The sequence below is a fragment of the Pseudomonas sp. B21-036 genome (assembly GCF_024748925.1).
In the GTDB taxonomy this organism is placed as follows: domain Bacteria; phylum Pseudomonadota; class Gammaproteobacteria; order Pseudomonadales; family Pseudomonadaceae; genus Aquipseudomonas; species Aquipseudomonas palmensis.
This window is the reverse complement of sequence record NZ_CP087178.1, coordinates 127501-149127: the sequence shown is the minus strand read 5'-3', so window position 1 is coordinate 149127 and position 21627 is coordinate 127501. Positions and strand designations below refer to the sequence as shown.

The window sequence follows — 21627 nt, the reverse complement described above, 5'->3', positions numbered from 1 at the left end:
ACCTCAGCGGTATTCGCCCTCCAGCTCGTCGAGCTGGTGGTCGAAGCTGCGCAGGCGCGCCGACCAGGTGTACACCAGCACTTCGAGATCGCGGTTGAGCACGGCGCTGCCGCGCCCGGCACTCTGCTGCGAGTCGCACAGGTCGAGCTGGTAGCGTTCGCGGGCCATGGCCGTGGCCACGCTGGAAAGTTCGCGGGCGTTGTTCAGCCAGTAGCGGTGGCGCCCGCGGGTCTGCTGGTCGAGCTGCTGGCACTGGCGCTTGAGGGCTTCGAGGCTCTGTTCGAGCGGGGTGCCTTCAAGCTCGCCCATCACTTCCTGAAAAGTGCGCCCCGGCTGCCAGTAGCTGCCCCAGAAGTAGCGGTCGAATACGGTTTCGACCCGGCGCAGGGCAACCTTGGTGTTCCAGATGGCCACCAGGGTGCGGCCCTGCTCGAGCTGGCGCTTGCGCACCTTGAGCTGCTGCCAGCTGCTCCAGGCCAGGGCCGTGAGGGCCAGCGCCGCAATCACGGCGGCGGCCGCGTACATGAAGTGCATGGCCTCCACCAGCTGGTAGAGCTGGCGAACGCCGTAGAAATAGCCGGTGCTCAGCAGGCCCAGGGCGGTCACGGCCGCCCAGAAGCCGGGTGCGTAGGGATCTTTCATTGGCGCCATCCCCTTATTGTTTTTCTGAGCATAGCAACGCCAACTGCAGGTACAGGTGCCGCTCAGCGCTTATTTGCGGGGATTGCGCAGCGCCTCGTTGAGCTGGTCGAACTGAACGGCCCAGTCGGCATCCTCCAGAATCGCCTCCTTGAGGAATTCGCGCTGTGCCGGCGTCCAGAACGGCGCATCCACCAGCTTGATGTCGCCCTTGAGCGGCGAGTGGCTGGTGATGAACTGGTCGATGCCTTTGGGATCATCGGGCAGGCCAAGCTGCTTGAACAGGGCGCTAAAGCTGTGGGTAGGTGCTTCCATGGGTCACTCCTTCTGGACGTCAGGCCGGGTTGAATGGGGTAGACAGCGCACAGGTCGTTCGAGGTCAGTCGGGTTGGCGTTTAATTTCACCGCCGGTCCCGACCGCTGGAGTTTAGTCGCTGCAGTTGCGGTACATGCAGACGTTCCGATGCCGATGGCGTCGCTCGAGGGTGGGTGGGGGCCGCTTTGCGGCCCAATCGCGGGTCAAGCCCGCTCCCACAAGGATCACCGCTGCCCATGTGGGAGCGGGTCAGAATGGCCCTGCAAGATAGCGGTTGCTACCAGCCGCCGCCCAGCGCCAGGAACAAGCCGATCTGCCCCATCGCGACCTGGGTATTGGCCGCCGCCAGCTGCGCACGCATGTCGGTGTAGGTGCGCGTGGCCTGCAGGTCGGCCAGGAACGATTCACGCCCGGCCTTGAAGAACCGGTGGGTCTGGTCGGCCGCCAGTTGCGCCGAGCGCTCGGCCTCGGCCAGCGCGTCGCGCCGGTCAAGCAGCGCGCTGTACTGCGCCAGACTGGTCTGGGTCTCGCGGATGGCGTTGAGCACCACCCCGTCGAAATGCGCCAGCGCCGCCTGGGTCGAGGCCTCGGCCTGACGAATGCGTGCCCGCGAACCATTGGTGGGCACGGTCCAGGTCAGCAGCGGACCAAAGCCCCAGCGGTTGGTCGCCGGCTTGCCCAGGTTCTCGAGGATGCCGATGGTGCCCACCTGCGCGCCGATGCTGATGTCCGGGTACAGTTGCCCGGTGGCCACGCCGATGCCGGCAGTGGCCGCCGCCAGGCTGCGTTCGGCCTGGCGGATGTCGGGGCGGCGCTTGAGCAGCGCGGCGCCATCGCCCACCGGCACACGTTGCGCGATGTGCGGCAGCTCGGCGCAGTGCGCGGTACCCGCCGGCAGTTGCTCGACCGGCTTGGCCAGCAGCATCGACAAGGTGTACAGGCCCGCCTCGCGCATGGCCTGGTAACGCGGCAGTTCGGCGCGCAGCGACTTGAACTGGGTCTCGGTGCGCGTCACCTGGGTTTCGTCACCGCGCCCGGCATCGCGCAGGCGCTGGGTGAGGGTCACGCTCTGCTCCTGCAGGTCCAGCGAGGCCCGTGCGATGTGGTATTCCTCGTTGGCCGCGCACACCTGGGTGTAGGCCCGCACCACATCCGCCACCAGGGTGATGCGGGCGGTGTCGGCGGCAGCCTGGGTGGCGTCGGCGTGGGCCTGGGCGGCCTCGACGCCGCGCTTGAGCGTGCCCCACAGGTCGAACTGGTACGAGGCGCTGAGGATCGCCTCGCCGATGTTGGCCACCGGCACCTTGTCGGGTTGCAGAAAGGCTTCGCCGGACTCCTGCAGGCGCTGCGCACCCAGCTTGACCCCGCCATTGAACCCGCCCTGGGCCTCGGCCTCCTCGACCTGTGCCCGCGCCCGCGCGATGTTCGCCGCGGCCACGCGCAGTTCGGTGTTGGCGGCCAGCGCCTGGTTGACCAGCGCGTCGAGACGCGGGTCCTGGTAGAGGTGCCACCAGTTGGCGGGCACCGGCGCCGAGACCACGCTGTCGGCGTCGCTGCGCAGCGCGCCCTGCAGGTCGCCGCGATTGACCGCCGCCTCCTTGGGCACGCTGTAGTCGGGCCCGACCATCTGGCAGGCCGACAGCAGCAACCCTGCGCCCAGCAGCGCAAAGCGTTTCATCGGGCGGCATCCTCGATGATCGACACCGTGGCAGTACGCCCGGCGATCATGCGAAAGTTTTCCGGCACCTCGTCGAATGCGATGCGCACCGGTATGCGCTGCGCCAGGCGCACCCAGCTGAACGCCGGGTTGACGTTGGGCAGCAGGTTGGCGCCACTGCTGCGGTCACGGTCCTCGATGCCTGCGGCGATGCTCTGCACGCGACCGCGCAGGCGCGCGTCGTCGCCCATCACGCGGATATCCACGGCCTGGCCGATATGGATGCCGCCCAGCTTGGTCTCTTCGAAGTAGCCATCGACGTGGTAGGAATTGCTGTCGACCACCGACAGCACCGGGCGCCCGGCGCTGACGAACTCGTGGGCGCGCGGGGCGCGGTCGTTGAGGTAGCCGTCGACCGGGCTGCGTACCACCGAGCGGTCGAGGTTCAGCTGCGCCGCGTCCACCGCCACCTGCGCCTCGGCCAGGGCCGATTGCGCGCGGGCCTGGCGCGACTGGCTTTCTTCGAGCTGCTCCTGCGCCACCAGGTTGCCCAGGCCACGGTTGCGGCGCGCCTCGCGCTGCGCCTGGGCCAGGGTTTCACGGCGTTCGGCCAGGGTCGCTTGGGCCTGGCGCAGGGCCAGGTGGAAGCGGTCCTGGTCGATGCTGAACAGCACGTCGCCGCGCTTGACCACCTGGTTGTCGCGTACCGAGACCTGCTGGATCAGCCCGGACACATCGGGGGCGATCTGGATCACGTCGGCGCGGATGTGGCCGTCGCGGGTCCAGGGGGCGAACATGTAGTACAGCACCATCTGCCACACCAGCACGGTTGCCAGCGTTACCACCAGCAGGGTCAGGACCACGCGGCCCAGGGTCAGTAAGGGTTTTTTCATGGCAGCATCAGGCTTCGGCAAAAGTGGTCGACCGTGCCCAGCAGCACGGCGTAGAGAGCAACGTTGAACAGCGCCCGGTGCCAGACCAGGCGGTAGAAGTGCAGGCGCGTGAGTACCGCGTGCACCCCCAGGAACAGCACATAGGTGAACACCATCATCACCAGCAGCGTGGGCAGAAATACCCCGCTGATATCCAGTTCACCGATCACAGGGGGGCTCCATCGATGCCGTAGGGCAGTTGCGGTTGATCGTCGGACGGTTCCAGCACCACCTCCACCCCCGGCAGCAGCGCCAGGCGCAGGCCGCTCAGGGCATGCAGCAGGTGCACGCGGGTTTCCCCGCAGTCGGCCATGGCCTCAAGGTTCAGGGCATGCCGCGCACGCTCCATGCTGCGCAGCAGGTCGGCCGGCGCATGCAGGCGGCGGCGGGCCTTGAGGCACGCCTGAAAGTGCGCACCCACCTCAGCGATCACCTGCGCCAGCGCCGCCTGTGCCGGCGGCGTGGCCCGTGGCATGTAGGCCAGCAGGTCGAGCAGGTTGAGCCCCACGCGCAGGTCGCGCAGCGCGCTGTTGGTGTCCTGGCCGGTCTGGGTCAGGCGCGGCAGGTGCTGCATCAGGCGGTCGAGCATCTGCACGCCGAGGCGCCGGTGTTCGGCCAGGCTGGCCGGGCGGGTCATGCCGACGATGTCGTGCCAGCTGAAGCGGGTCAGGCGCTTGGCCGCCAGCTCCACGCCGAACGGGCGCACCACCAGGGTCCAGATGAAGGCGAACAGCAGCCCCACCGGGCCGGCCAGGTTGGCGTTGGCAAAGGTCAGGAAGTCCGCGTCGTAGGCGCCCTGGATGCTGATGAACGAGGCGGTGTTGACGATGGTGAGCAAGGTGCCCAGGTAGAAGCGCGGCTGCACCGTGAGGGTGCCGACGCAGATGAACGGCACGGCGAACGCCAGTACCAGCATCGGGAAGTCATGCAGGTTGGGCAGCACCAAGAACAGGTAGAGGCTGGCGAACACCACCGACAGGGTGGTCCAGAAGAAGAACCGGTAGATCTGCGGCGCGGGATCGTCCATGGCCGCGAAGAAACTGCACGCCACCGCCGCGAGGATCACGGCGCTGGCGCCGTCGGGCCAGCCGAGCAGTATCCACAGCGCGGTGGCGGCGAGGATCGCGGTGAAGGTGGAGAACACCGAGTAGAGCATCAGCCCACGGTCGAAGAACGGCGTCAGGCGGCCCAGGCGCCAGTGCCGGTACACCGCGCGCCAGGGCGACAGGTCTTCGTCGCGGATGGCGTGCTGCAGGCTGCAGCAGTCCTGCCACAGGTCGATCCATTCGCCCAGCCGGTAGAGGGCATTGGACAGCAGCAGGCCGGGGCGCTCGTCGAGGGCGGCGACACTCGGTTGCAGGCGTTCGAGCTGCTCGCGCAGGGCCGTCCAGCGCGCCACCGAGGCGTCTTCGGCGCTGGCCTGCAACCAGCTGCGGGCCTGCTCCAGCAAGCCTTGCAGTTGCGCCGCCTGGGCCGGGGCGCGGCCTTCGAGGGCCAGCAGCGCGTCGTCGAGGGCGTCGATCACCGGGAACAGGTGGATCATGCGCCCGCGCAGCTCGCGGGCATTCTTGACCGTCTGCGGCCGCGCGCCCTCGTGGGACAGCTGGCCGATCATCATCTCCAGCGAGTTGAAGGTGGTGACCATCGAGGCGCGCAGCCCGCCCACGGTTTCGGGCGTGGCCTGGCGGGCAAGAAAGGTGTCGCAGTAGCGGATCGCCTCGGCGAACCAGTTGCCGGTGGCGCCGACCACCACCGGGGTGAGCCGGCGCGGCCAGAAGATCGCCCCGACCACCGCCGCGCAGACGATGCCCAGGCAGATTTCCTGGGCCCGCGAGGAGGCGATGTCGAATACCGCCAGCGGGTTGTCCACCACCGGCAGGGCGATCATCGGCAGGGTGTAGCCGGCCAGCATCAGCGCGTAGCTGTTGGCGGTGCGCAGGTGCAGCGAGAGAAACAGCAGGGTGCCGGTCCACAGGGCGATGGCGCAGGTGAGCAGCACCGGGGTCTGAACCAGCAGCGGTACCAGGAACACCGCCCCCGCCGCGCCCAGCAGTGTACCCAGGGCGCGGTACAGGGCCTTGGAACTGGTGGGCCCGACGAACGGGCTGGAGACGATGTAGACCGTGGCCATCGCCCAGTAGGGGCGCGGCAGTTGCATGAGCAGGGCGATGTACAGGGCGATCATCGACGCGGCGAAGGTGCGCACGCCGTAGAACCAGTCCCGCGCCGGCGGCATGGAGCTGAAGAAGTCCTTCATGAAGGCACGCCCGGCGAGCGCTGCGCGGCGTCTTCGAAGGCGCGCACCACACGCAGCGCCGCTTCGAGGTCGGCGGGCGGGATGTCGTGCAGCACCTGGCGGCGCAGGCGCACCAGCTCGGCCTCGATCGCCTCGGCCAGCTCGCGCCCGCGCGGGGTCAGGCTAAGGGCCTTGGCGCGGCGGTCACCGGGGGCTTCGCTGCGGCATACGAAACCGGCGCTGCACAGCTGGTCGAGCAGGCGTACCAGCGACGGGCTTTCAAGCCCTGCGGCCTGGGCTACCGCCACCTGGTGCACGCCATCGCCCAGGCGCACGATCATCAGCAGTGGTACCGCGCAGGCTTCGGAGATGCCGTAGCCGACCAGCGTGGCCTGGCAGATGCGCCGCCAGTGACGGCTGGCCGCGACCATGCCGCTGCTGATGTTCAGTTGCAGTGCATCAAGATTCATGGGCAAGGTGTCGAGATTCATAGTTTGCTAACTATCAATGTTCTTCGATCAACGCCCCGGGCGTCAATAGCGGCAATGCGGCATCCGTCGGCCGAGGTCAGCGCCGGTACTGGTCTTCGTGTTTCAGGGTCAGCGCCCGCGGGCTGCCCAGGCTGATCGCCCGGTCACGCCAGAACAGATAGCGCATGGGGTTGCCGGCCACACTGAAATGCATGGCCAGTTCCTCGGCCGCCGGCATCACCCCCGCTGCGGCCGCCAGCTCCAGCCAGTACACGGCGAGCCTGGCATCGGCCCGCACCTGCTGGCCATGCAGGAGGCGGTAGCCGATCTCGAACCGGCAGCGCCCATCGCCGCGCTGGGCGCCCTGCATGAACCAGTCGTAGGCGCGCTGCGGATCGACCTGCCAGGTTTGCAGGTGGGTATCGCAGATCTCTTCTTCGTAGAGGTCGCCCAGCGCCGCGGCGGCTTCGTCCAGGCCGCGCTCGAAGGCCTGCCGGTAGCACTCGGCGGCGCTGGCGTAGGCGATGGTCACGCCCTTGCCGAAATAGTGCTGCTGGCCCAGGTTGTACCAGGCCACCGCACTGCCCTGCAGCGCCGCCATGCGCAGCAGGCGCCCGGCCAGGGCCGGTTCGGCACGCCAGTACTTGCCGTTGAGCCATACCCAGCCGAGGTCGTTGAGCGCCACCACGCTGCCATCCAGCGCCTGCTGGCGCAGGTCGGCATACACCGCCTGCAGGTCGACGGCTTCGTCCAGGCGGTTGACCAGGCAGAAGCCCCTGCCGAGCACCGCACGCTGGGCCGGCATGCCGATGCCGGCCGTGTGGCGCTGGGTCTGCCCGCCCGGATCGGGGGCGATCGCCCTGGGCAACAGCCGCGCGAGCAGTGGGTAGATGGTGCTGGCAGCAGACAACGGTTCATCCCTGACTGACCGGTGGGCGGCCCATGCCACCCTGTGAGGCAAGCCTAGACAAGGACACGCACTTTTGTCGCCCCGATGCGCTCAGCGCTGCATGCCCCAGCGCCGTACTGTGACGCGCTCGAGGGTATTGAACACCAGGCTCTCGACCAGCAGGCCGATGAGGATCACCACGGCCAGGCCGGCGAACACCTTGTCGGTGTACAGCTCGTTGCGGTTCTGGAAGATGTACCAGCCCAGCCCGCCCTTGCCGCTGGTGGCACCGAACACCAGTTCGGCGGCGATCAGGGTGCGCCAGGCGAACGCCCAGCCGATCTTGAGCCCCGACAGGATCGACGGCAGCGCCGCCGGAATCAGGATGTGCACCACCAGACGCAAGCCGCGCAGCCCGTAGTTGCGCCCGGCCATGCGCAGGGTTTCGGACACACCCATGAAGCCGGCATAGGTGTTGAGCGCCAGCGCCCACAGCACCGAGTGCACCAGCACGAAGATCAGGCTGTTGTCGCCCAGGCCGAACCACAGCAGCGCCAGCGGCAGCAGGGCAATGGCCGGCAGCGGGTTGAACATCGAGGTCAGGCTGCTGAGCAGGTCGCGGCCGATCTGGGTCGACACGGCCAGGCTGGTGAGCCCGAAGGCCAGCACGATGCCCAGCAGGTAGCCCTTGAGCAGCACCACCAGCGACACCCCGACCTTGGCCGGCAGTTCGCCGCTGAGCAGGCCGTCGTACAGCGCCGCGGCGGTTTGCAGGAAGCTGGGCAGCAACAGGTCGTTGCCCTGATAGCGCGCCACGGCTTCCCAGGCCAGCGCCAGCAGGATCAGGATCAGGCTCTTGCGCAGCCAGCCCTGTTGCCACAGGCGCTGGCCCAGGGGCAGCTCGCGTTCCAGCGGTACGCTGAGCAGGGGTTCAAGGGTGACTTCGTACTCCTGACGCGGAGCCGGTGCAGAGGTGGTCATCGGTGGGGCTCCCGGTCAGTAGGCGATGCGGATGTCGGTGAAATCCAGGGCGGCGTCCTGCTCGGCGGCGGCATCATCGTCGAACAGCAGACGATGGATGCGCCGCGCGCTGGCCTGGAAGTCGGCAGCGCCCAGGCTGTGCAGGTCGTACTGGTGACTGTGGATCTCGGCGCGCACGCGCCCCGGGTGCGGCGACAACAGCAGGATGCGGTTGCCCACCACCAGCGCCTCCTCGATGGAGTGGGTGACGAACAGCAGAGTGAAGCGCACCTCCTCCCACAACAGCAGCAGTTCTTCCTGCATCTTGCGCCGGGTCAACGCGTCGAGGGCGGCAAAGGGTTCGTCCATGAGCAGGATCTTGGGCTGCATGGCCAGCGCCCGGGCGATGGCCACGCGCGCCTTCATGCCGCCGGAGAGGGTGTGCGGGTACGCATCGGCAAATGCCGCCAGGCCGACCTTGTCCAGGTAATGCAGGGCGCGCTGTTCGGCCTCGGCGCGCTTGAGCGTGCCGGAGGCCAGCAGCGGGAACATCACGTTCTGCCTGACGGTTTTCCACGGCGGCAGCTGGTCGAACTCCTGGAACACCACGATGCGGTCCGGGCCCGGCCCGTGCACCGGCTGGCCCTGCAGGCGGATCGCGCCCTCACGGGGCTCGATGAAGCCGGCCACGGCCTTGAGCAAGGTCGACTTGCCGCAACCTGAGGGGCCGAGCAGGACGAAACGGTCGGCCTTGTCCACTTCGAAGCTGACCTGGTGGGTGGCCCGCACCACGCGCTGGGCGGTGCGGTACTCGAGGCTGAGGTTGTCCACCTGCAGCAGCGCCGGTGCGCTCACGGGGCTCAGGTTGCTGGCCGTGTGGCCTGGCAAGCGGGCGGTCATGCGCTCAGCTCCCCTGCAGTGGCTTGGCGTCCTGGAAGAAGTAGTCCTTCCACGATTCGGGTTTGTGCTTGATCGCGCCGATGCGGTACATGAAGTCGGCCAGCTTGTAGGTGTTCTTCGGCGTGACGCTGAATTCGTATTGCGGGTTGTCGATGATCTTGAGCAGCGCCTCGCGGTCGATCTTGGCCTTGGTCACGCGAATGTAGGTATCGGCCGCCGCGCCCTTGTCGTGCTGGGCGAAGTCGGCCGCCTCGGCCAGGGCGTCGACGAAGGCCTGGTAGGTTTTGGGGTTGTCGTTGCGGAATTTTTCGGTGGCGAACAGCACGGTGGGCGAGTTGGGGCCGAGCAGGTCGTAGGTGTCGAGCACCACGTGCACATTCTTGTTGGCCAGCGCCTGGTCCTGGAACGGCGGGTTGGAGAAGTGCGCATTGAGCTCGGTGCCGCCGGCCAGCAGCGCGGCGGTGGCGTCGGGGTGCGGGACCGCCAGGGTGTACTTGTCCAGGCGCGCGTAGTCCTTGTCGCCCCACTGCTGGGCGGCGGCGTACTGCAGGAAGCGCGACTGCACCGAGACGCCAACCGCCGGCAGGGCGATGCGGTCCTTTTCGGTGAAGTCGGCGATGGTCTTGACGTTGGGGTTGCTGCTGACCAGGTAGTACGGGAAGTTGCCCAGCGAGGCCACGGCCTTGACGTTCTGGCGGCCGTAGGTGCGGTCCCAGATGGTCAGCAACGGGCCGACGCCGGCACCGGCGATGTCCACCGAGCCGGACAGCAGCGCGTCGTTGATCGCGGCGCCGCCCGAGAGCTGGGTCCAGTCGACCTTGATGTCGATGCCCTGGGCCTTGCCGTGCTTCTCGATCAGGTGCTGGTCGCGCACCACGTTGAGCAGCAGGTAGACGATGCCGAACTGTTCGGCGATGCGGATTTCACCTTCGGCCTGGGCCGTGGCGGGGACGACGAGGCTGCCGGCGAGCAGGCTGACGCCCAGGCCGATGCTGGCCGCCAGGCGGCTGATTGAGTTGCGCATGCGGTACTCCTGAAGACGGGTCAGAACGGGGCGTCGCCCTGGATGGTGGTGCGGTACAGCTTGCGACGCAGGTGCGCGGGGCAGCCGGCGGCCAGGTGGATCAGCGAGCGGTTGTCCCAGAACACCAGGTCGTGGGGTTGCCACTGGTGGCGGTAGATGTTGTGTTCGAGCACGCTGTGGGCGTACAGCTCGGCCAGGATATGGCGGCTTTCGTCCTCGGGCAGGCCGACGATGCGGGTGGTGAAGCCCTCGCTGACGAACAGCGCCTTGCGCCCGTTTTCCGGGTGGGTACGCACCACCGGGTGGATCACTTCCTGCACTTGGGCCAGTTGCTCGGCGGTGAGCGTGGGGCGCCAGTTGCCTTCGAATTTGGTTTCGCTGTAGCGCGCGGTGTAGGAGTGCGCGGCGCTGCGGCCTTCGACGGCGGCACGCAGGTGGGCGGGCAACTGGTCCCAGGCCTTGTGCATGTCGGCGAACAGGGTATCGCCGCCCTCGCTGGGCAGCTCCTGGGCATGCAGCATCGAGCCCAGGCTGGGCAGTTCCTTGTAGGAGAGGTCCGAGTGCCAGAACTTGCCGGCATCGCCCAGGCCGATGTTCTGGCCGTTCTCGATGATGTTGGAGACGATCAGGATCTCGGGGTGGCCGCCGAGCAGGAACTGCTTGAGCACGTGGATCTGCAACACGCCGAAACGGCGGCTGAAGTCGATCTGCTGCTGGGGGGTGATGCGCTGGTCGCGGAACACCACCACATGGTGGTCCAGGTGCGCGCGGTGGATGCGCGCAAAATCGCCAGCGTTGATCGGACGGCTCAGGTCCAGGCCGATGATCTCGGCGCCCACGGCACCGGCAAACGGACGAATCTCGAAGGCTTGGGGTTGGGCGCTGTCGGTGTACGACAAGGCGCCAGGGGCCGCTGACATATCTTTTCACTCCCACGTGTCGGGTCGGTAACTGCGCGTGGAAATAAATATAAATGCATAAGAAAAATAATTTAAATACCTTTAGAGAATAAGCATAGAGAGGGTTGTCCGCTTCGCGTGACCTATGCTGCTGAGGCCATCAAGCAGATGTCATCAGGGGGAAAAGCCATGTTCTATGTGCAACGCGACACCCGTGGGCAGATCGTGCGGTTGGAGTCGACGCCCTTTGCCGAGGAGAACGAAGCGCTGCCCAACGATTCGCCGGAGGCTCAGGCCTGGTTTGCCAAGAAGCTGCAGCAGAGCGACCTGGACATGATCCGGGTGCTGGAGGACTTGATCGAGGTACTGACCAGCAAGGGCGTGATCAGCATCACCGACCTGCCGGCGAGCGCACAGGCCAAGCTGCTCAGCCGTTCGAGCGCGCGCCAGACCATGGGGGGTTTGAACAAGCTGATCGATGAGGAGCGGCCGTTGATCTAGCAGCTTCGCCCGCCAGGCCGGCGCCTGCGGGGTTCACCGCCGCCTGCAGGCGCCGGCGTGGCCGGCGAAGAAGCCACTACGGCGCCCAGGGCCGGGGCTCGCCGATCAAGCGCCCCTGCACCCCGAAAATCCCCATTTCGCGCAGCACCTCCAGTTCACCTTCGGTTTCCACCCGCTCGGCAATCAATGGCAGGTCGATGCTGTGCGCTGCGCGCTGGATCGCCTCGATGAACAGGCGCTTGTGCGGCTCCTGATCGATGGCGCGGATGAAGCTGCCGTCGACCTTGAGGTACGCCAGGCCCAGGTGCGCCAGGTTGCCGATCATGCTGAAGCGCCCGCCAAAGTGCTGCAGGCTCAGCTTGAAGCCCAACGCGCCCAGTTGCCGTGCCAACTGCTCGAGCGCGGCCTGGTCGGGCAACTGCTCTTCGCCGATCTCCAGAGTCAGGCGCGGGCCCAGCGCCGCGTGACGCCCCAGCAGCCCGTACACCGCCTGCAACGCCTGGGGGTCGGCCAGGGTGGCCGCCGACAGGTTCAGCGCCAGCGCCTGGTCATGGCGCTGCAGGTGGGCCAGCACCTGTTCGAGCATCAGCAGGTCATGCCGGATCGACCAGCCGAAACGCTCGAGCCAGGGCAGGAAGCGCCCGGCGGGGAGGGTTTGCCCATGCCCGTCGGGCAGGCGCGACAGCACCTTGTACTGCAATACGCGGCCCAGCTCGTGCGTCGCCACCACCGGCTGGAAGAACAGCTCGAAGCGGCGCTGGTCGAGGGCGTGTTGCAGCAGGGCATGCCAGTCGTGGTCCAGCAGCGCCGGGGCGTGTGCGGGCAGGCAGACCCACGTCGGCAGCTGCTGGCTCTGCGCCTGGGCCAGGGCTTCGTCGCAGCGCTCGAGCAGGGCCTGCGGGGCGTCGCCCGGGCTGTAGGGGGCCAGGCCGATCCAGGCCACCGGGTTACGGTCGGAAGCACCGGTGTCGTACAGGCTGTGCAGGGTCTGCTCCAGTTCCTGGGCCAGGTGCACGGCCTCGTCATGCACCAGCCCCGGTGCCAGCACGGCGAACTCGCCGCCACGGCTACGGGCGATCAGGTCGAGGGTTTTGGGATAGTGCACGCACACCCGCTGCACCTGCTGCGCAAGAGCCTGCAGCAGGGCATCGGTGCGCTGGCCGCCCAGGCGCAGGTTGAGCCCGGCCAGGTCCTGCACGTGCACCAGCATCAGGTAGCCGGGGCTATCGTCCTGGGCGCTGAGCCGGGCAGACAGCTGCATCTCGAAGAAGCGCCGGTTGCCCAGGCCGGTCAGGCTGTCCTGCCAGGCCTCGGCGCGCAGGGCTTCACTGCGCTGGGCCTCCTCGAGAAACAGCGCCTTGAGTTTCTCGACCATCTGGTTCATGGCCTGCACCACCCGGCGCAGCTCCGGGGTGCGCGGCAGGCGCGGCGCACTGAGGAACTCGCGACGCGCAATGGCCTGGGACTGCGCCACCAGGTAGTCCAGCGGTCGCAGCTGACGGCGCAGCAGCAGCGCCCCCAGCAGTGCACTGACCACCCCGCAGGCCAGCAGCCAGGCCAGGCTGCCGAGCGCACTGCGCCACAGCTTGGCCAGGGCGAACATCGGGTGGCTGACCACCTCGACCCGCGCCGCCTGCTGCCAGCCGCGGCTGACGATGGCATCGCCGCCGGCCGGCTCCAGGTTGATCAGGCGGATGAACCAGGCCGGCACACCGCTGCTGTCCGGCTCGGCGTGACGCTCCACCAGCAGGGCATTGGGGCCCAGGTCGATCACGCGGATGCTGGCGTAGTAGCCGCTGTCGAAGATGGAGCTGACCATCAGCTCGACCATTGCCGGGTCGTCGATGTTCGGCGTGAGCGACAGCGCCAGCGCGGTGGCGGCGTCCTGCGCATGCGCGCGCAGCTGATTGACGTACTGGCTGCGCGAGCTTTCCAGGCCGACCATGAAGCTGCCGCTGAAGGCGACCACCAGAAACAGGCAGATGGCGAGCAACAATTGCTTGAACAGTGACATCCGCAATCCTCAGTAAGCCGGCTCGGTGGGAAACCCCTCGGCCTGCATCTTCTTCAACAGATCCTGCCAGCGCGACAGGCGCTTGCTGTCGCCGACCTTGCGATTGCCACCCGCCCCGGTCAGCCACAGGCCCTCGCCATTGAAGGCATAGACCGGCAGCAGGTCGGTGCGCTGGCTGGCCGGCTCGATGGTGTCGATCAGGCTGTCGAGCACCAGCGGCATCGCCTCTGGAGTGGAATAGTAGGTCAGGACCATGTGCGCGCGATTCTGGCGCAGCGCCTTGACGTAGGTAATGCGCAGTTTCTCGCTGGGGATACCCAGGCGGCGCAGGCTGAAATACTTGGCGATGGCGTAGTCTTCGCAGTCGCCGGCGCCCTTGATCAGTGACTGGATCGGGGTGGACCAGTAGTCGGCCTGCTGCCACAGTTCGGGGTCTTCGACGTAGCGCAACTGGCGATTGAAGAACTGGTTGACCACCTGCAGGCGCTCGGCTTCGCTGCCTTGGCGCTGGGTGGCAAGCAACTGCTGCCAGGCATCGATACGCTGCTGGCCGGCACCAAGGGGGCCGTACAGGGTCTGGGCCTTGCGGCTGATCTGGGAAAAGTCCCAGTCCGCGCGCAGGTTGCCCAGCAATACGCAGCCGAGCAACAGCGCCAGGCCAGCCCGGCGCGGGGTCAGAGGCAAAGCCCAACGTATCGCCAAGGCCGGCGGTCCATGCAGATCGTGGAATCGCGATGGTGCAGGCTGGGCGGGCAAAAGACAATGGCGCACGGCGGCAAGCTTCCAAAGCGCTGCGACTTCATTCAGGATAGCCGCCGCGAACGCCCGCAGGCCCGCGCCGGCCTGAATTTGACAGGCGCAACCGTCATCACTAGGGTCATTGGATCCAATCTTTGCTAGCAGGGCAGTCAGCGTGGCCGAAAAAATCAAACTCCTGAGCATTCTGGGTGACGAGCAGGTGCCTGCTCACCTGGCGCGCAGCGTGATCGAAGAGCGCCTGCGCAGCGCCATCCTCGACGGGCGCCTGGCACCCGGCATGGCGTTGCGCCAACAGGAGCTGGCGACGCTGTTCGGGGTCAGCCGCATGCCGGTGCGCGAGGCCCTGCGTCAGCTGGAGGCGCAGTCGCTGCTGCAGGTGGTGGCGCACAAGGGCGCGGTGGTGGCCCCGCTGATCAGCGAAGATGCAATGGACTCCTACGGGCTACGGGTGATCCTGGAGAGCGAGGCGCTGCGCCAGTCGATCCCGCTGCTGGACGCCGAGGACATCGCCCTGGCCCGGGGCTACATCGAGCAACTGCAGAACGAGACCCGGCACGCCGAGATGGGCCAGCTCAACCGCCTGTTGCACATGGCCCTGTACCGCAAGGCGCCCAATCAGAAGTTGCTGCGCCTGATCGACAACGAGTTGAGCGAAGAGGCGCGCTTCCTGCGGTTTCATCTGTCGTCGATGGGGCTGGGCAAGCTGACCCAGGACGATCACATTGCGCTGGTGGACGCAGCCCAGGCCGGCCAGGTGGACGAAGCTGTACAGCTTCTGACCCAGCACCTGGACAAGGGCATGCAGACCATCAGGCAGTACCTGGCCAGCCAGCCGCAGGGCTGAACGCGCCGCCGGGTCGGTCAGTGGTTGCAAATTGCGCAAGGCCCCATAACAATGAGACTAATTATCATTTATGACCTTGGTTGCAGCGCGCCTTCATGTCCTCCCACGACTCTGTGCACAGGCTCTATCAGCAACACCACAGCTGGCTGAACACCTGGCTGCGCTGCCGCCTGGGCAATGCGGCCGATGCCGCGGACCTGGCCCAGGACACCTTCGTGCGCCTGCTGCAGCGGCGCGAACAACTGGAGCTGAATGCGCCGCGTGCGTTTCTGCGCACCATCGCGCGCGGGCTGGTGATCGATCACTGGCGCCGCGAAGAGCTGCAGCGTGCCTACCTCGAAGCCCTGGCGCAGCTGCCCGAGGCCGAGGTGCCATCAGCGGAGACCCGCGAGCTGCTGCTGGAGCTGCTGGAACGCATTGCGTGCCTGCTCGACGGCCTCAGGCCCAAGGTGCGCACCGCGTTCCTGCTGGCCCAGTGCGAAGGGTTGAGCCACAAGCAGATCGCCGAGCAGATGGGTATCTCGCTGCGCTCGGTGGAGCGGTATGTGGCCGACGCCCTCTATCACTGCTACCTGCTGCGCTATGAACCCTAGCCCGCGCGTGGTCAAGCAGGCCATTCACTGGATGCTGCGGGTGCGCGAGAACGGCGCCAGCCCGCAGTTGCAGGCCCAGTGCGAGCAGTGGCGCAGCGCCAGCCACGAGCACGAACTGGCCTGGCAGCGGGTGCACAGCCTGCAGCAGGAAATGAACCTGCGTGCGGTGCCGGGCGCCGGTGTCGTCGCCCTGCAGACCCTGGAGAACAGCCAGCAGCGGCTGCACCGGCGCCAGGCCCTGAAGCTGCTGGGCGGCGTGGTGATGCTTGGCTCAGCGTCCTGGGTCAGCAAGGACGTTGGCCTGCTCGACCCGTGGACCTCGGATTTCGCCACGGCCACCGGCGAGCGGCGCAGCGTCCGCCTGCCCGATGGCAGCCTGCTCAATCTCAATACCCATACCGCGGCAGACCTGGCCTTCGACAGCCGCCAGCGCCTGGTGCGCCTCAAGCACGGGGAGTTGATGCTGACCTGCGCCGAACACCCGCTCGGCCCGGCTGGGCGGCCGTTGCTGGTGCAGAGCCGCGATGCGCTGCTCGAAGGCTTCGATGGGCGCTTCGTGGTGCGCCAGGAGCGCGACTGCACCCGCGTCACGGTCAGCCAGGGCAAGGTGGCGATCCATCACCCCGGCCCCGCCGGGCTGCAATGGGTGGCTGCTGGCGAAGCCTTTCTGGTAAATGCCCAGGGCGCCACGCCCGTGGCGCAGCAGAACATGGACCCCGGTGCCTGGGCCGATGGCCTGATCGTCACGCGCAACATGCGCCTGGGGGACTTCATCGACGAGGTGGCGCGCTACCGCCACGGCTACCTGAGCTGCTCCGACGATATCGCCAACCTGCGCCTGTCCGGGGTGTTCCGCCTGGAAGACACCGACAAGCTGCTGCACCTGCTGCCGCAGACCCTGCCGGTGCATGTCAGCTATCGCACGCGCTGGTGGGTACGCCTGGAACGCCAGGCGTGATGCGCTGATTTTTTTGGCGGGTTTTGTCGGCACGTCCGGCTAGGACAGTAAGCGACTCCCTTCTGCCCTTACCGACCCTACGGATGCTCTTCATGCGCGATACCCTGGCCCAGCCGCGGCTCACTGACAGTAATGAGTTTCAACCTCTCTTAGATTCACGCCTGGGCAAGGCGGTGCGCGCCGCACTGTTCGGTACCGCGCTGGGCCTGGCCAGCGTGCCGATGGTAGCGATGGCCGAACCTGCGGGCAGCGCCAGCCAGCAGTACAACATCCCCGCCGGCTCGCTGGACGAGGTGCTGAACCAGTTCGCACGCCAGGCCGGCATCACGCTGTCGAGCACCCCGCAGATGACCCAGGGCGCGCAATCGCCCGGCCTGCAGGGCAGCTACGCCACCGACCAGGCGCTGCGCCAGTTGCTCAATGGCACGGGGCTGGAGGCGGTGAGCCAGGATGGCACCAGTTATGTGCTGCATGCGGCCCCGCACGACGCCGCACTGGCATTGCCTACCACCGACGTGCGTGGCTTTGCCCTGGGCAACGCGCTGGGCAGCATGGAGGGCTACAACGCCACCCACAGCCAGATCGCGACCAAGACCAGTACCGCGCTGCTGGAGACCTCGCAGTCGGTGTCTGTGGTAACCCGCCAGCAGATGGACGACCAGGGCGCGCAGACGGTCTCGCAGACCATGCGCTACACCCCGGGCGTGCTGACCAACCCGTATGGCGCGACCCACCGCTATGACTATGTGGCCATGCGCGGCTTCAACGATGGCTCGGTGGACAACATCTACATCGACGGCCTGAAGTCGATGGGTGACAGCGGCACCTTCAGCACCATGCAGATCGACCCGTACTTCCTCGAGCGCGTGGATATTCTCAAAGGTCCGTCGTCGGTGCTGTATGGCCGCAGTTCGCCAGGTGGCCTGGTGGCGCTGACCACCAAGAAGCCACTGTACGAGAACTTCCGCCAGGTGCAGGCTACCGTCGGCACCCAGGGCCAGCGTGGGGTGGGCTTCGACTTCAGCGGCCCGCTGGACGACGACAAGCGTATCGCCTACCGCCTGACCGGCCTGACGCATCAGTCCGACACCCAGTTCGATCACAACGAAGAAAAGCGCTATGCGCTGGCGCCGACCCTGAGCATCGACTTCACCGAGGACACCTCGCTGACCTTGCAGGCCTACCTGCAGAACGATCCGGAAGGCGGCTACCACGCCGGCGTGCCAGCCGATGGCGCGCTGCACAAACGCAACGGCCAGCGTATCTCGGAACACTTCTTCGAGGGCGAGCCGGGCATCGACAGCTACGAGCGCAATCAGCAGTCGTTCGGCTACCAGTTCGAGCATCGCTTCAACGATGTGTTCACCGCACGCCAGAACTTCCGCTACCTGGACTCGACGGTGAAGATGGACCAGGTGTACGCCTGGGGCTACGAGTCGCCCACCAGCAACAAGCTGAACCGCTACTACACCGGTGCCGACGAGAAACTGCACTCCTACATCATCGACAACATGCTGCAGGCCGAGTACTTCACCGGCGCGGCCAAGCACACCACGCTGGTGGGCCTGGACTACCAGCGACGCAAGACCGTGGTGGACTGGAGCAGCGGCGGCCTGGCGTCGATCGATGCGTTCAACCCGCAGTACGGCAATTCGCAGATCACCTATTACGCACCGACCAGCTACACCCGGCGCCTGCAGCAGACCGGCATCTACGCCCAGGACCTGATCGAGCTGAACAAGTGGCGCTTCTCGCTGGGGCTGCGGCAGGACTGGGTGAAGACCTCGGATGAGAATCGTATCGCCGAGCCTACCCGCCCACTGGGCACCAGGATCAGCGATGACCGCACCAAGCTCACCGGCCGCGCGGGCGTGCTGTACCTGTTCGACAACGGTATTGCGCCTTACCTGAGCTATTCGGAGTCGTTCAACCCCAACTCCTACGCCGATGCCGCCGGCAACCCGCTGGCACCGACCGAAGGCACCCAGTGGGAGGCCGGTATCAAGTACCAGCCGCCGGGCACCGACAACCTGTTCACCGCCTCGGTGTTCCGCATCGAGCAGGAGAACCTGGCCACCAAACAGCCGCAGAACGACTTCTACTACCCGGTCGGGCAGGTACGCTCCCAAGGCCTGGAGCTGGAAGCGCACATGCAGTTGAGCGAGAACCTCAAGGTGCTGGGCAGCTACACCTTCACCGACATTGAGTACAGCAAGACGATGCCGAGCACCCTGGCTGGCAGCACACTCGACAACAAGGGCAACTCGCCAACCCAGGCGCCAAAGCACATGGCCTCGCTGTGGGCGGACTACAACTTCCGCCAGGGGGTGCTGGACGGTGTGCGCGTAGGCGGTGGCGTGCGTTACGTGGGCTACAGCTGGGTGGATGCGGAAAACACCATGAAGGTACCGTCGTACACCCTGTTCGATGCGTCGGTGGGCTACGACCTGGGCAAGGTCGGGCTCAAGGGCGTGGATGTGCGGCTCAATGCCAACAACCTCACCAACGAGAGCTACATCGCCTCGTGCGCGAGCCTGAACTACTGCTACATGGGTGAAGAGCGCAATGTCAGCGCCACGGTCAGCTATCAGTTCTGACCACACCCCCGTGAGCCGCAAAGCCAGTGCCTGATTCCAGGCGCTGGCTTTGTCGCATCTGGCGACCTGATCTGGAATCCTTTTATATGCGCCACCTCTACGTATTGCTGCACCGCTATATCGGCCTGGCCACCGCGCTGTTCCTTGCCCTGGCAGGGCTCACCGGGAGCGTGCTGGCGTTCAACCACGAGATCGACGAATGGCTGAACCCTTCGTTCTATGAAGCCCCGGCGCAAGGCCCCCGCCAGGACCCCGGCAACCTGGTGGACAAGGTGCAGGCCGAACACCCGCGCCTGCAGGTGTGGTACATGGAATACCCCGACGAGCCCGGCCATTCGGCGTTGCTGGCGATGGTGCCGCGCAACGACCCGGCCACCGACAAGCCGTATGCCGAGAAGAACACGGTGTTCTACCTCGACCCGGTCAGCGGCCAGACGCTGGGCCAGCGCTACTGGGGCGAGTGCTGTTTCTCGCGGGAGAACTTCATGCCGTTCGTCCTCGAGCTGCACTACAACCTGACCCTGCCGGGCAACTGGGGGCTGTGGCTGATGGGCGTGGTGGCGATCCTGTGGGTGCTCGACTGCTTCATCGCCCTGCTGCTGACCCTGCCCCGTGGTCGTCCGTTCTGGCGCAAATGGAGCACGGCCTGGAAGATCAAGGGCGGGCATGCGTATCGACTGAACATGGATATCCACAGGGCTGGGGGCTTGTGGCTGTGGCTGCTGCTGTTGCCGGTGGCCGTCAGCAGTGTGGCGATGAACCTGCCCAGCCAAGTGTTCAAGCCGGCGGTGTCGCTGTTCTCGCCGGTGGAACCAAGCGTCTATGAGGCCCGTGGCAGGCTGCCCAGGGAAGAACTGGGACAGACCCAGCTGACATGGCATCAAGCCCATCAGCTGGCGCAGCAGGAGGGCCAGCGGCTGGGGCTGACGGCGCCGATCGGCGAGTTGTACTACAGCTTCGAGTACAACTTCTATGGCGCCGGTTTCGGACAGCACGACACCGATGCCCAGGGCAAGTCGTGGTTGTTCTTCCATGGCACCGACGGGCGCCTGCTGGGGCAGGAGATCGCTGGCCAGGGCACCCTGGGGGAACGCTTCTACCGGCTGCAACTACCCATACATGGCGGCAGGATCCTCGGCACTACAGGCCAGGTGATGATCGCGGTGCTGGGGGTAGTGATTGCGGTGCTGTCGGTGACAGGGGTGTATATCTGGTGGCGCAAGTTGCTGGCGCGGCGCAGTAGCCGGGCTCGGCGCACTGCATAGACTGAAGGTCGGCTCCTGCAGCCCATTGTGTGCAGGGGCCGGCCTGGCCGGTGCAGAGGGTGGCAGGAACAACCCGCTACCCTAGCCCCTGAAAAGACAAAACCCCTGTCTGCAACGCAGACAGGGGTTCTGGAATTGAATCTTGACGATGACCTACTCTCACATGGGGAAACCCCACACTACCATCGGCGATGCATCGTTTCACTGCTGAGTTCGGGATGGGATCAGGTGGTTCCAATGCTCTATGGTCGTCAAGAAATTCTGTGTGCTGGCCCGTACATTGCGACGTGCCGGCGAATTCTTGATGCTTCTACTCTAAAGAAACCCCTACCTGCAGATGCAGATAGGGGTTTCGGAATTTAATCTTGACGATGACCTACTCTCACATGGGGAAACCCCACACTACCATCGGCGATGCATCGTTTCACTACTGAGTTCGGGATGGGATCAGGTGGTTCCAATGCTCTATGGTCGTCAAGAAATTCTGTTGCCAGAAGGTCTTGTTCAGACACTCCAGCGAATCGGGTATGTGATGTTCGTGAGGTACAAATCTTCGGCTTACTGTGTCTTCACAACACCGCAATCTGGTCGTTCGACGCAAATTGCTTGGGTGTTATATGGTCAAGCCTCACGGGCAATTAGTATTGGTTAGCTCAACGCCTCACAGCGCTTACACACCCAACCTATCAACGTCGTAGTCTTCGACGGCCCTTCAGGGAGCTCAAGGCTCCAGTGAGATCTCATCTTGAGGCAAGTTTCCCGCTTAGATGCTTTCAGCGGTTATCTCTTCCGAACATAGCTACCCGGCAATGCCACTGGCGTGACAACCGGAACACCAGAGGTTCGTCCACTCCGGTCCTCTCGTACTAGGAGCAGCCCCTCTCAAATCTCAAACGTCCACGGCAGATAGGGACCGAACTGTCTCACGACGTTCTAAACCCAGCTCGCGTACCACTTTAAATGGCGAACAGCCATACCCTTGGGACCGGCTTCAGCCCCAGGATGTGATGAGCCGACATCGAGGTGCCAAACACCGCCGTCGATATGAACTCTTGGGCGGTATCAGCCTGTTATCCCCGGAGTACCTTTTATCCGTTGAGCGATGGCCCTTCCATACAGAACCACCGGATCACTAAGACCTACTTTCGTACCTGCTCGACGTGTCTGTCTCGCA

Annotated in this window: 20 protein-coding genes and 3 rRNA genes (1 of these 23 only partly in view); 6 read left to right on the top strand and 17 right to left on the bottom strand. The window is 65.9% G+C overall.

What is annotated here, in order from left to right; translation table 11 throughout:
* Nucleotides 1–3 precede the first annotated feature (3 nt).
* The 12 genes from LOY33_RS00705 to LOY33_RS00650 form a co-directional block, all read right to left on the bottom strand.
* Nucleotides 4–642: a hypothetical protein gene (locus LOY33_RS00705; protein WP_054915884.1), complete on the bottom strand. Its 639-nt coding sequence runs from the start codon at nt 640–642 to the stop codon at nt 4–6.
* A 69-nt stretch (nt 643–711) separates the two neighbouring features.
* Nucleotides 712–954, bottom strand: a complete 243-nt coding sequence (locus LOY33_RS00700; protein ID WP_043861319.1) for a DUF2789 domain-containing protein — start codon at nt 952–954, stop codon at nt 712–714.
* A 278-nt stretch (nt 955–1232) separates the two neighbouring features.
* The gene (locus tag LOY33_RS00695; protein ID WP_043861320.1) at nt 1233–2633 is read right to left on the bottom strand and encodes an efflux transporter outer membrane subunit; all 1401 of its coding nucleotides are present in this window, start codon (nt 2631–2633) and stop codon (nt 1233–1235) included.
* The gene (locus LOY33_RS00690; RefSeq protein WP_253086546.1) at nt 2630–3505 is read right to left on the bottom strand and encodes an HlyD family secretion protein; all 876 of its coding nucleotides are present in this window, start codon (nt 3503–3505) and stop codon (nt 2630–2632) included. Before LOY33_RS00690 ends, LOY33_RS00695 begins: the two co-directional genes overlap by 4 nt.
* A complete protein-coding gene (locus LOY33_RS00685) occupies nt 3502–3714 on the bottom strand; it encodes a DUF1656 domain-containing protein (protein WP_043861322.1) in 213 nt (70 codons plus the stop codon). The genes LOY33_RS00690 and LOY33_RS00685 overlap by 4 nt, the downstream gene beginning before the upstream one ends.
* Nucleotides 3711–5801: an FUSC family protein gene (locus LOY33_RS00680; RefSeq protein ID WP_088513901.1), complete on the bottom strand. Its 2091-nt coding sequence runs from the start codon at nt 5799–5801 to the stop codon at nt 3711–3713. Before LOY33_RS00680 ends, LOY33_RS00685 begins: the two co-directional genes overlap by 4 nt.
* Nucleotides 5798–6250, bottom strand: coding sequence for a MarR family winged helix-turn-helix transcriptional regulator (locus LOY33_RS00675; protein WP_043861339.1), 453 nt, complete (start codon nt 6248–6250; stop codon nt 5798–5800). The genes LOY33_RS00680 and LOY33_RS00675 overlap by 4 nt, the downstream gene beginning before the upstream one ends.
* Before the next feature lie 97 nt (nt 6251–6347).
* Nucleotides 6348–7160 (bottom strand): tetratricopeptide repeat protein, encoded by an 813-nt coding sequence (locus LOY33_RS00670; RefSeq protein WP_043861324.1) that lies wholly within the window; start codon nt 7158–7160, stop codon nt 6348–6350.
* Between the two features lie 90 nt (nt 7161–7250).
* Nucleotides 7251–8120, bottom strand: a complete 870-nt coding sequence (locus LOY33_RS00665) for an ABC transporter permease (RefSeq protein ID WP_054915880.1) — start codon at nt 8118–8120, stop codon at nt 7251–7253.
* A gap of 15 nt (nt 8121–8135) precedes the next feature.
* Nucleotides 8136–8999 carry an ABC transporter ATP-binding protein gene (locus tag LOY33_RS00660; protein WP_043861326.1) on the bottom strand — a complete coding sequence of 288 codons (864 nt, stop codon included), beginning with the start codon at nt 8997–8999 and terminating at the stop codon, nt 8136–8138.
* A gap of 4 nt (nt 9000–9003) precedes the next feature.
* Complete coding sequence (locus tag LOY33_RS00655; RefSeq protein WP_258660677.1) at nt 9004–10023, bottom strand: ABC transporter substrate-binding protein; 1020 nt, start codon at nt 10021–10023, stop codon at nt 9004–9006.
* Nucleotides 10024–10043: 20 nt separating this feature from the next.
* Nucleotides 10044–10943 carry a TauD/TfdA family dioxygenase gene (locus LOY33_RS00650; RefSeq protein WP_258660676.1) on the bottom strand — a complete coding sequence of 300 codons (900 nt, stop codon included), beginning with the start codon at nt 10941–10943 and terminating at the stop codon, nt 10044–10046.
* A gap of 168 nt (nt 10944–11111) precedes the next feature.
* Here LOY33_RS00650 and LOY33_RS00645 point away from each other — a divergent pair, with 168 nt between their 5' ends.
* A complete protein-coding gene (locus LOY33_RS00645; protein WP_043861329.1) occupies nt 11112–11423 on the top strand; it encodes a hypothetical protein in 312 nt (103 codons plus the stop codon).
* Nucleotides 11424–11499: 76 nt separating this feature from the next.
* On the opposite strand, the gene lapD is transcribed toward LOY33_RS00645, so the two are convergent.
* Nucleotides 11500–13437 (bottom strand): cyclic di-GMP receptor LapD, encoded by a 1938-nt coding sequence (gene lapD, locus LOY33_RS00640; RefSeq protein WP_258660675.1) that lies wholly within the window; start codon nt 13435–13437, stop codon nt 11500–11502.
* A 9-nt stretch (nt 13438–13446) separates the two neighbouring features.
* Entirely contained in the window at nt 13447–14139 is a 693-nt protein-coding gene (lapG, locus tag LOY33_RS00635) for a cysteine protease LapG (RefSeq protein WP_408980672.1), read from the bottom strand.
* A 211-nt stretch (nt 14140–14350) separates the two neighbouring features.
* Between lapG and LOY33_RS00630 the strand changes: the two genes are divergently transcribed.
* The 5 genes from LOY33_RS00630 to LOY33_RS00610 all read left to right on the top strand — a co-directional run bounded on the left by LOY33_RS00630 (nt 14351) and on the right by LOY33_RS00610 (nt 20453).
* Complete coding sequence (locus tag LOY33_RS00630) at nt 14351–15040, top strand: GntR family transcriptional regulator (protein WP_258660673.1); 690 nt, start codon at nt 14351–14353, stop codon at nt 15038–15040.
* Nucleotides 15041–15135: 95 nt separating this feature from the next.
* Nucleotides 15136–15633, top strand: a complete 498-nt coding sequence (locus LOY33_RS00625; RefSeq protein WP_054915945.1) for a sigma-70 family RNA polymerase sigma factor — start codon at nt 15136–15138, stop codon at nt 15631–15633.
* Nucleotides 15623–16591: a FecR domain-containing protein gene (locus LOY33_RS00620; protein ID WP_258660671.1), complete on the top strand. Its 969-nt coding sequence runs from the start codon at nt 15623–15625 to the stop codon at nt 16589–16591. The genes LOY33_RS00625 and LOY33_RS00620 overlap by 11 nt, the downstream gene beginning before the upstream one ends.
* Nucleotides 16592–16812: 221 nt before the next feature.
* Entirely contained in the window at nt 16813–19188 is a 2376-nt protein-coding gene (locus tag LOY33_RS00615) for a TonB-dependent siderophore receptor (protein WP_408980699.1), read from the top strand.
* Nucleotides 19189–19274: 86 nt separating this feature from the next.
* Nucleotides 19275–20453 (top strand): PepSY domain-containing protein, encoded by a 1179-nt coding sequence (locus tag LOY33_RS00610; RefSeq protein WP_043861335.1) that lies wholly within the window; start codon nt 19275–19277, stop codon nt 20451–20453.
* Between the two features lie 140 nt (nt 20454–20593).
* Here the strand turns inward: LOY33_RS00610 and rrf (LOY33_RS00605) are convergent.
* From rrf (LOY33_RS00605) to LOY33_RS00595, 3 genes are all read right to left on the bottom strand, one after another.
* Nucleotides 20594–20709: ribosomal RNA gene (rrf, locus tag LOY33_RS00605) — 5S ribosomal RNA — on the bottom strand.
* Between the two features lie 107 nt (nt 20710–20816).
* Nucleotides 20817–20932: ribosomal RNA gene (gene rrf, locus LOY33_RS00600) — 5S ribosomal RNA — on the bottom strand.
* A 138-nt stretch (nt 20933–21070) separates the two neighbouring features.
* Nucleotides 21071–21627: ribosomal RNA gene (locus LOY33_RS00595) — 23S ribosomal RNA — on the bottom strand (it continues 2333 nt past the right edge of the window).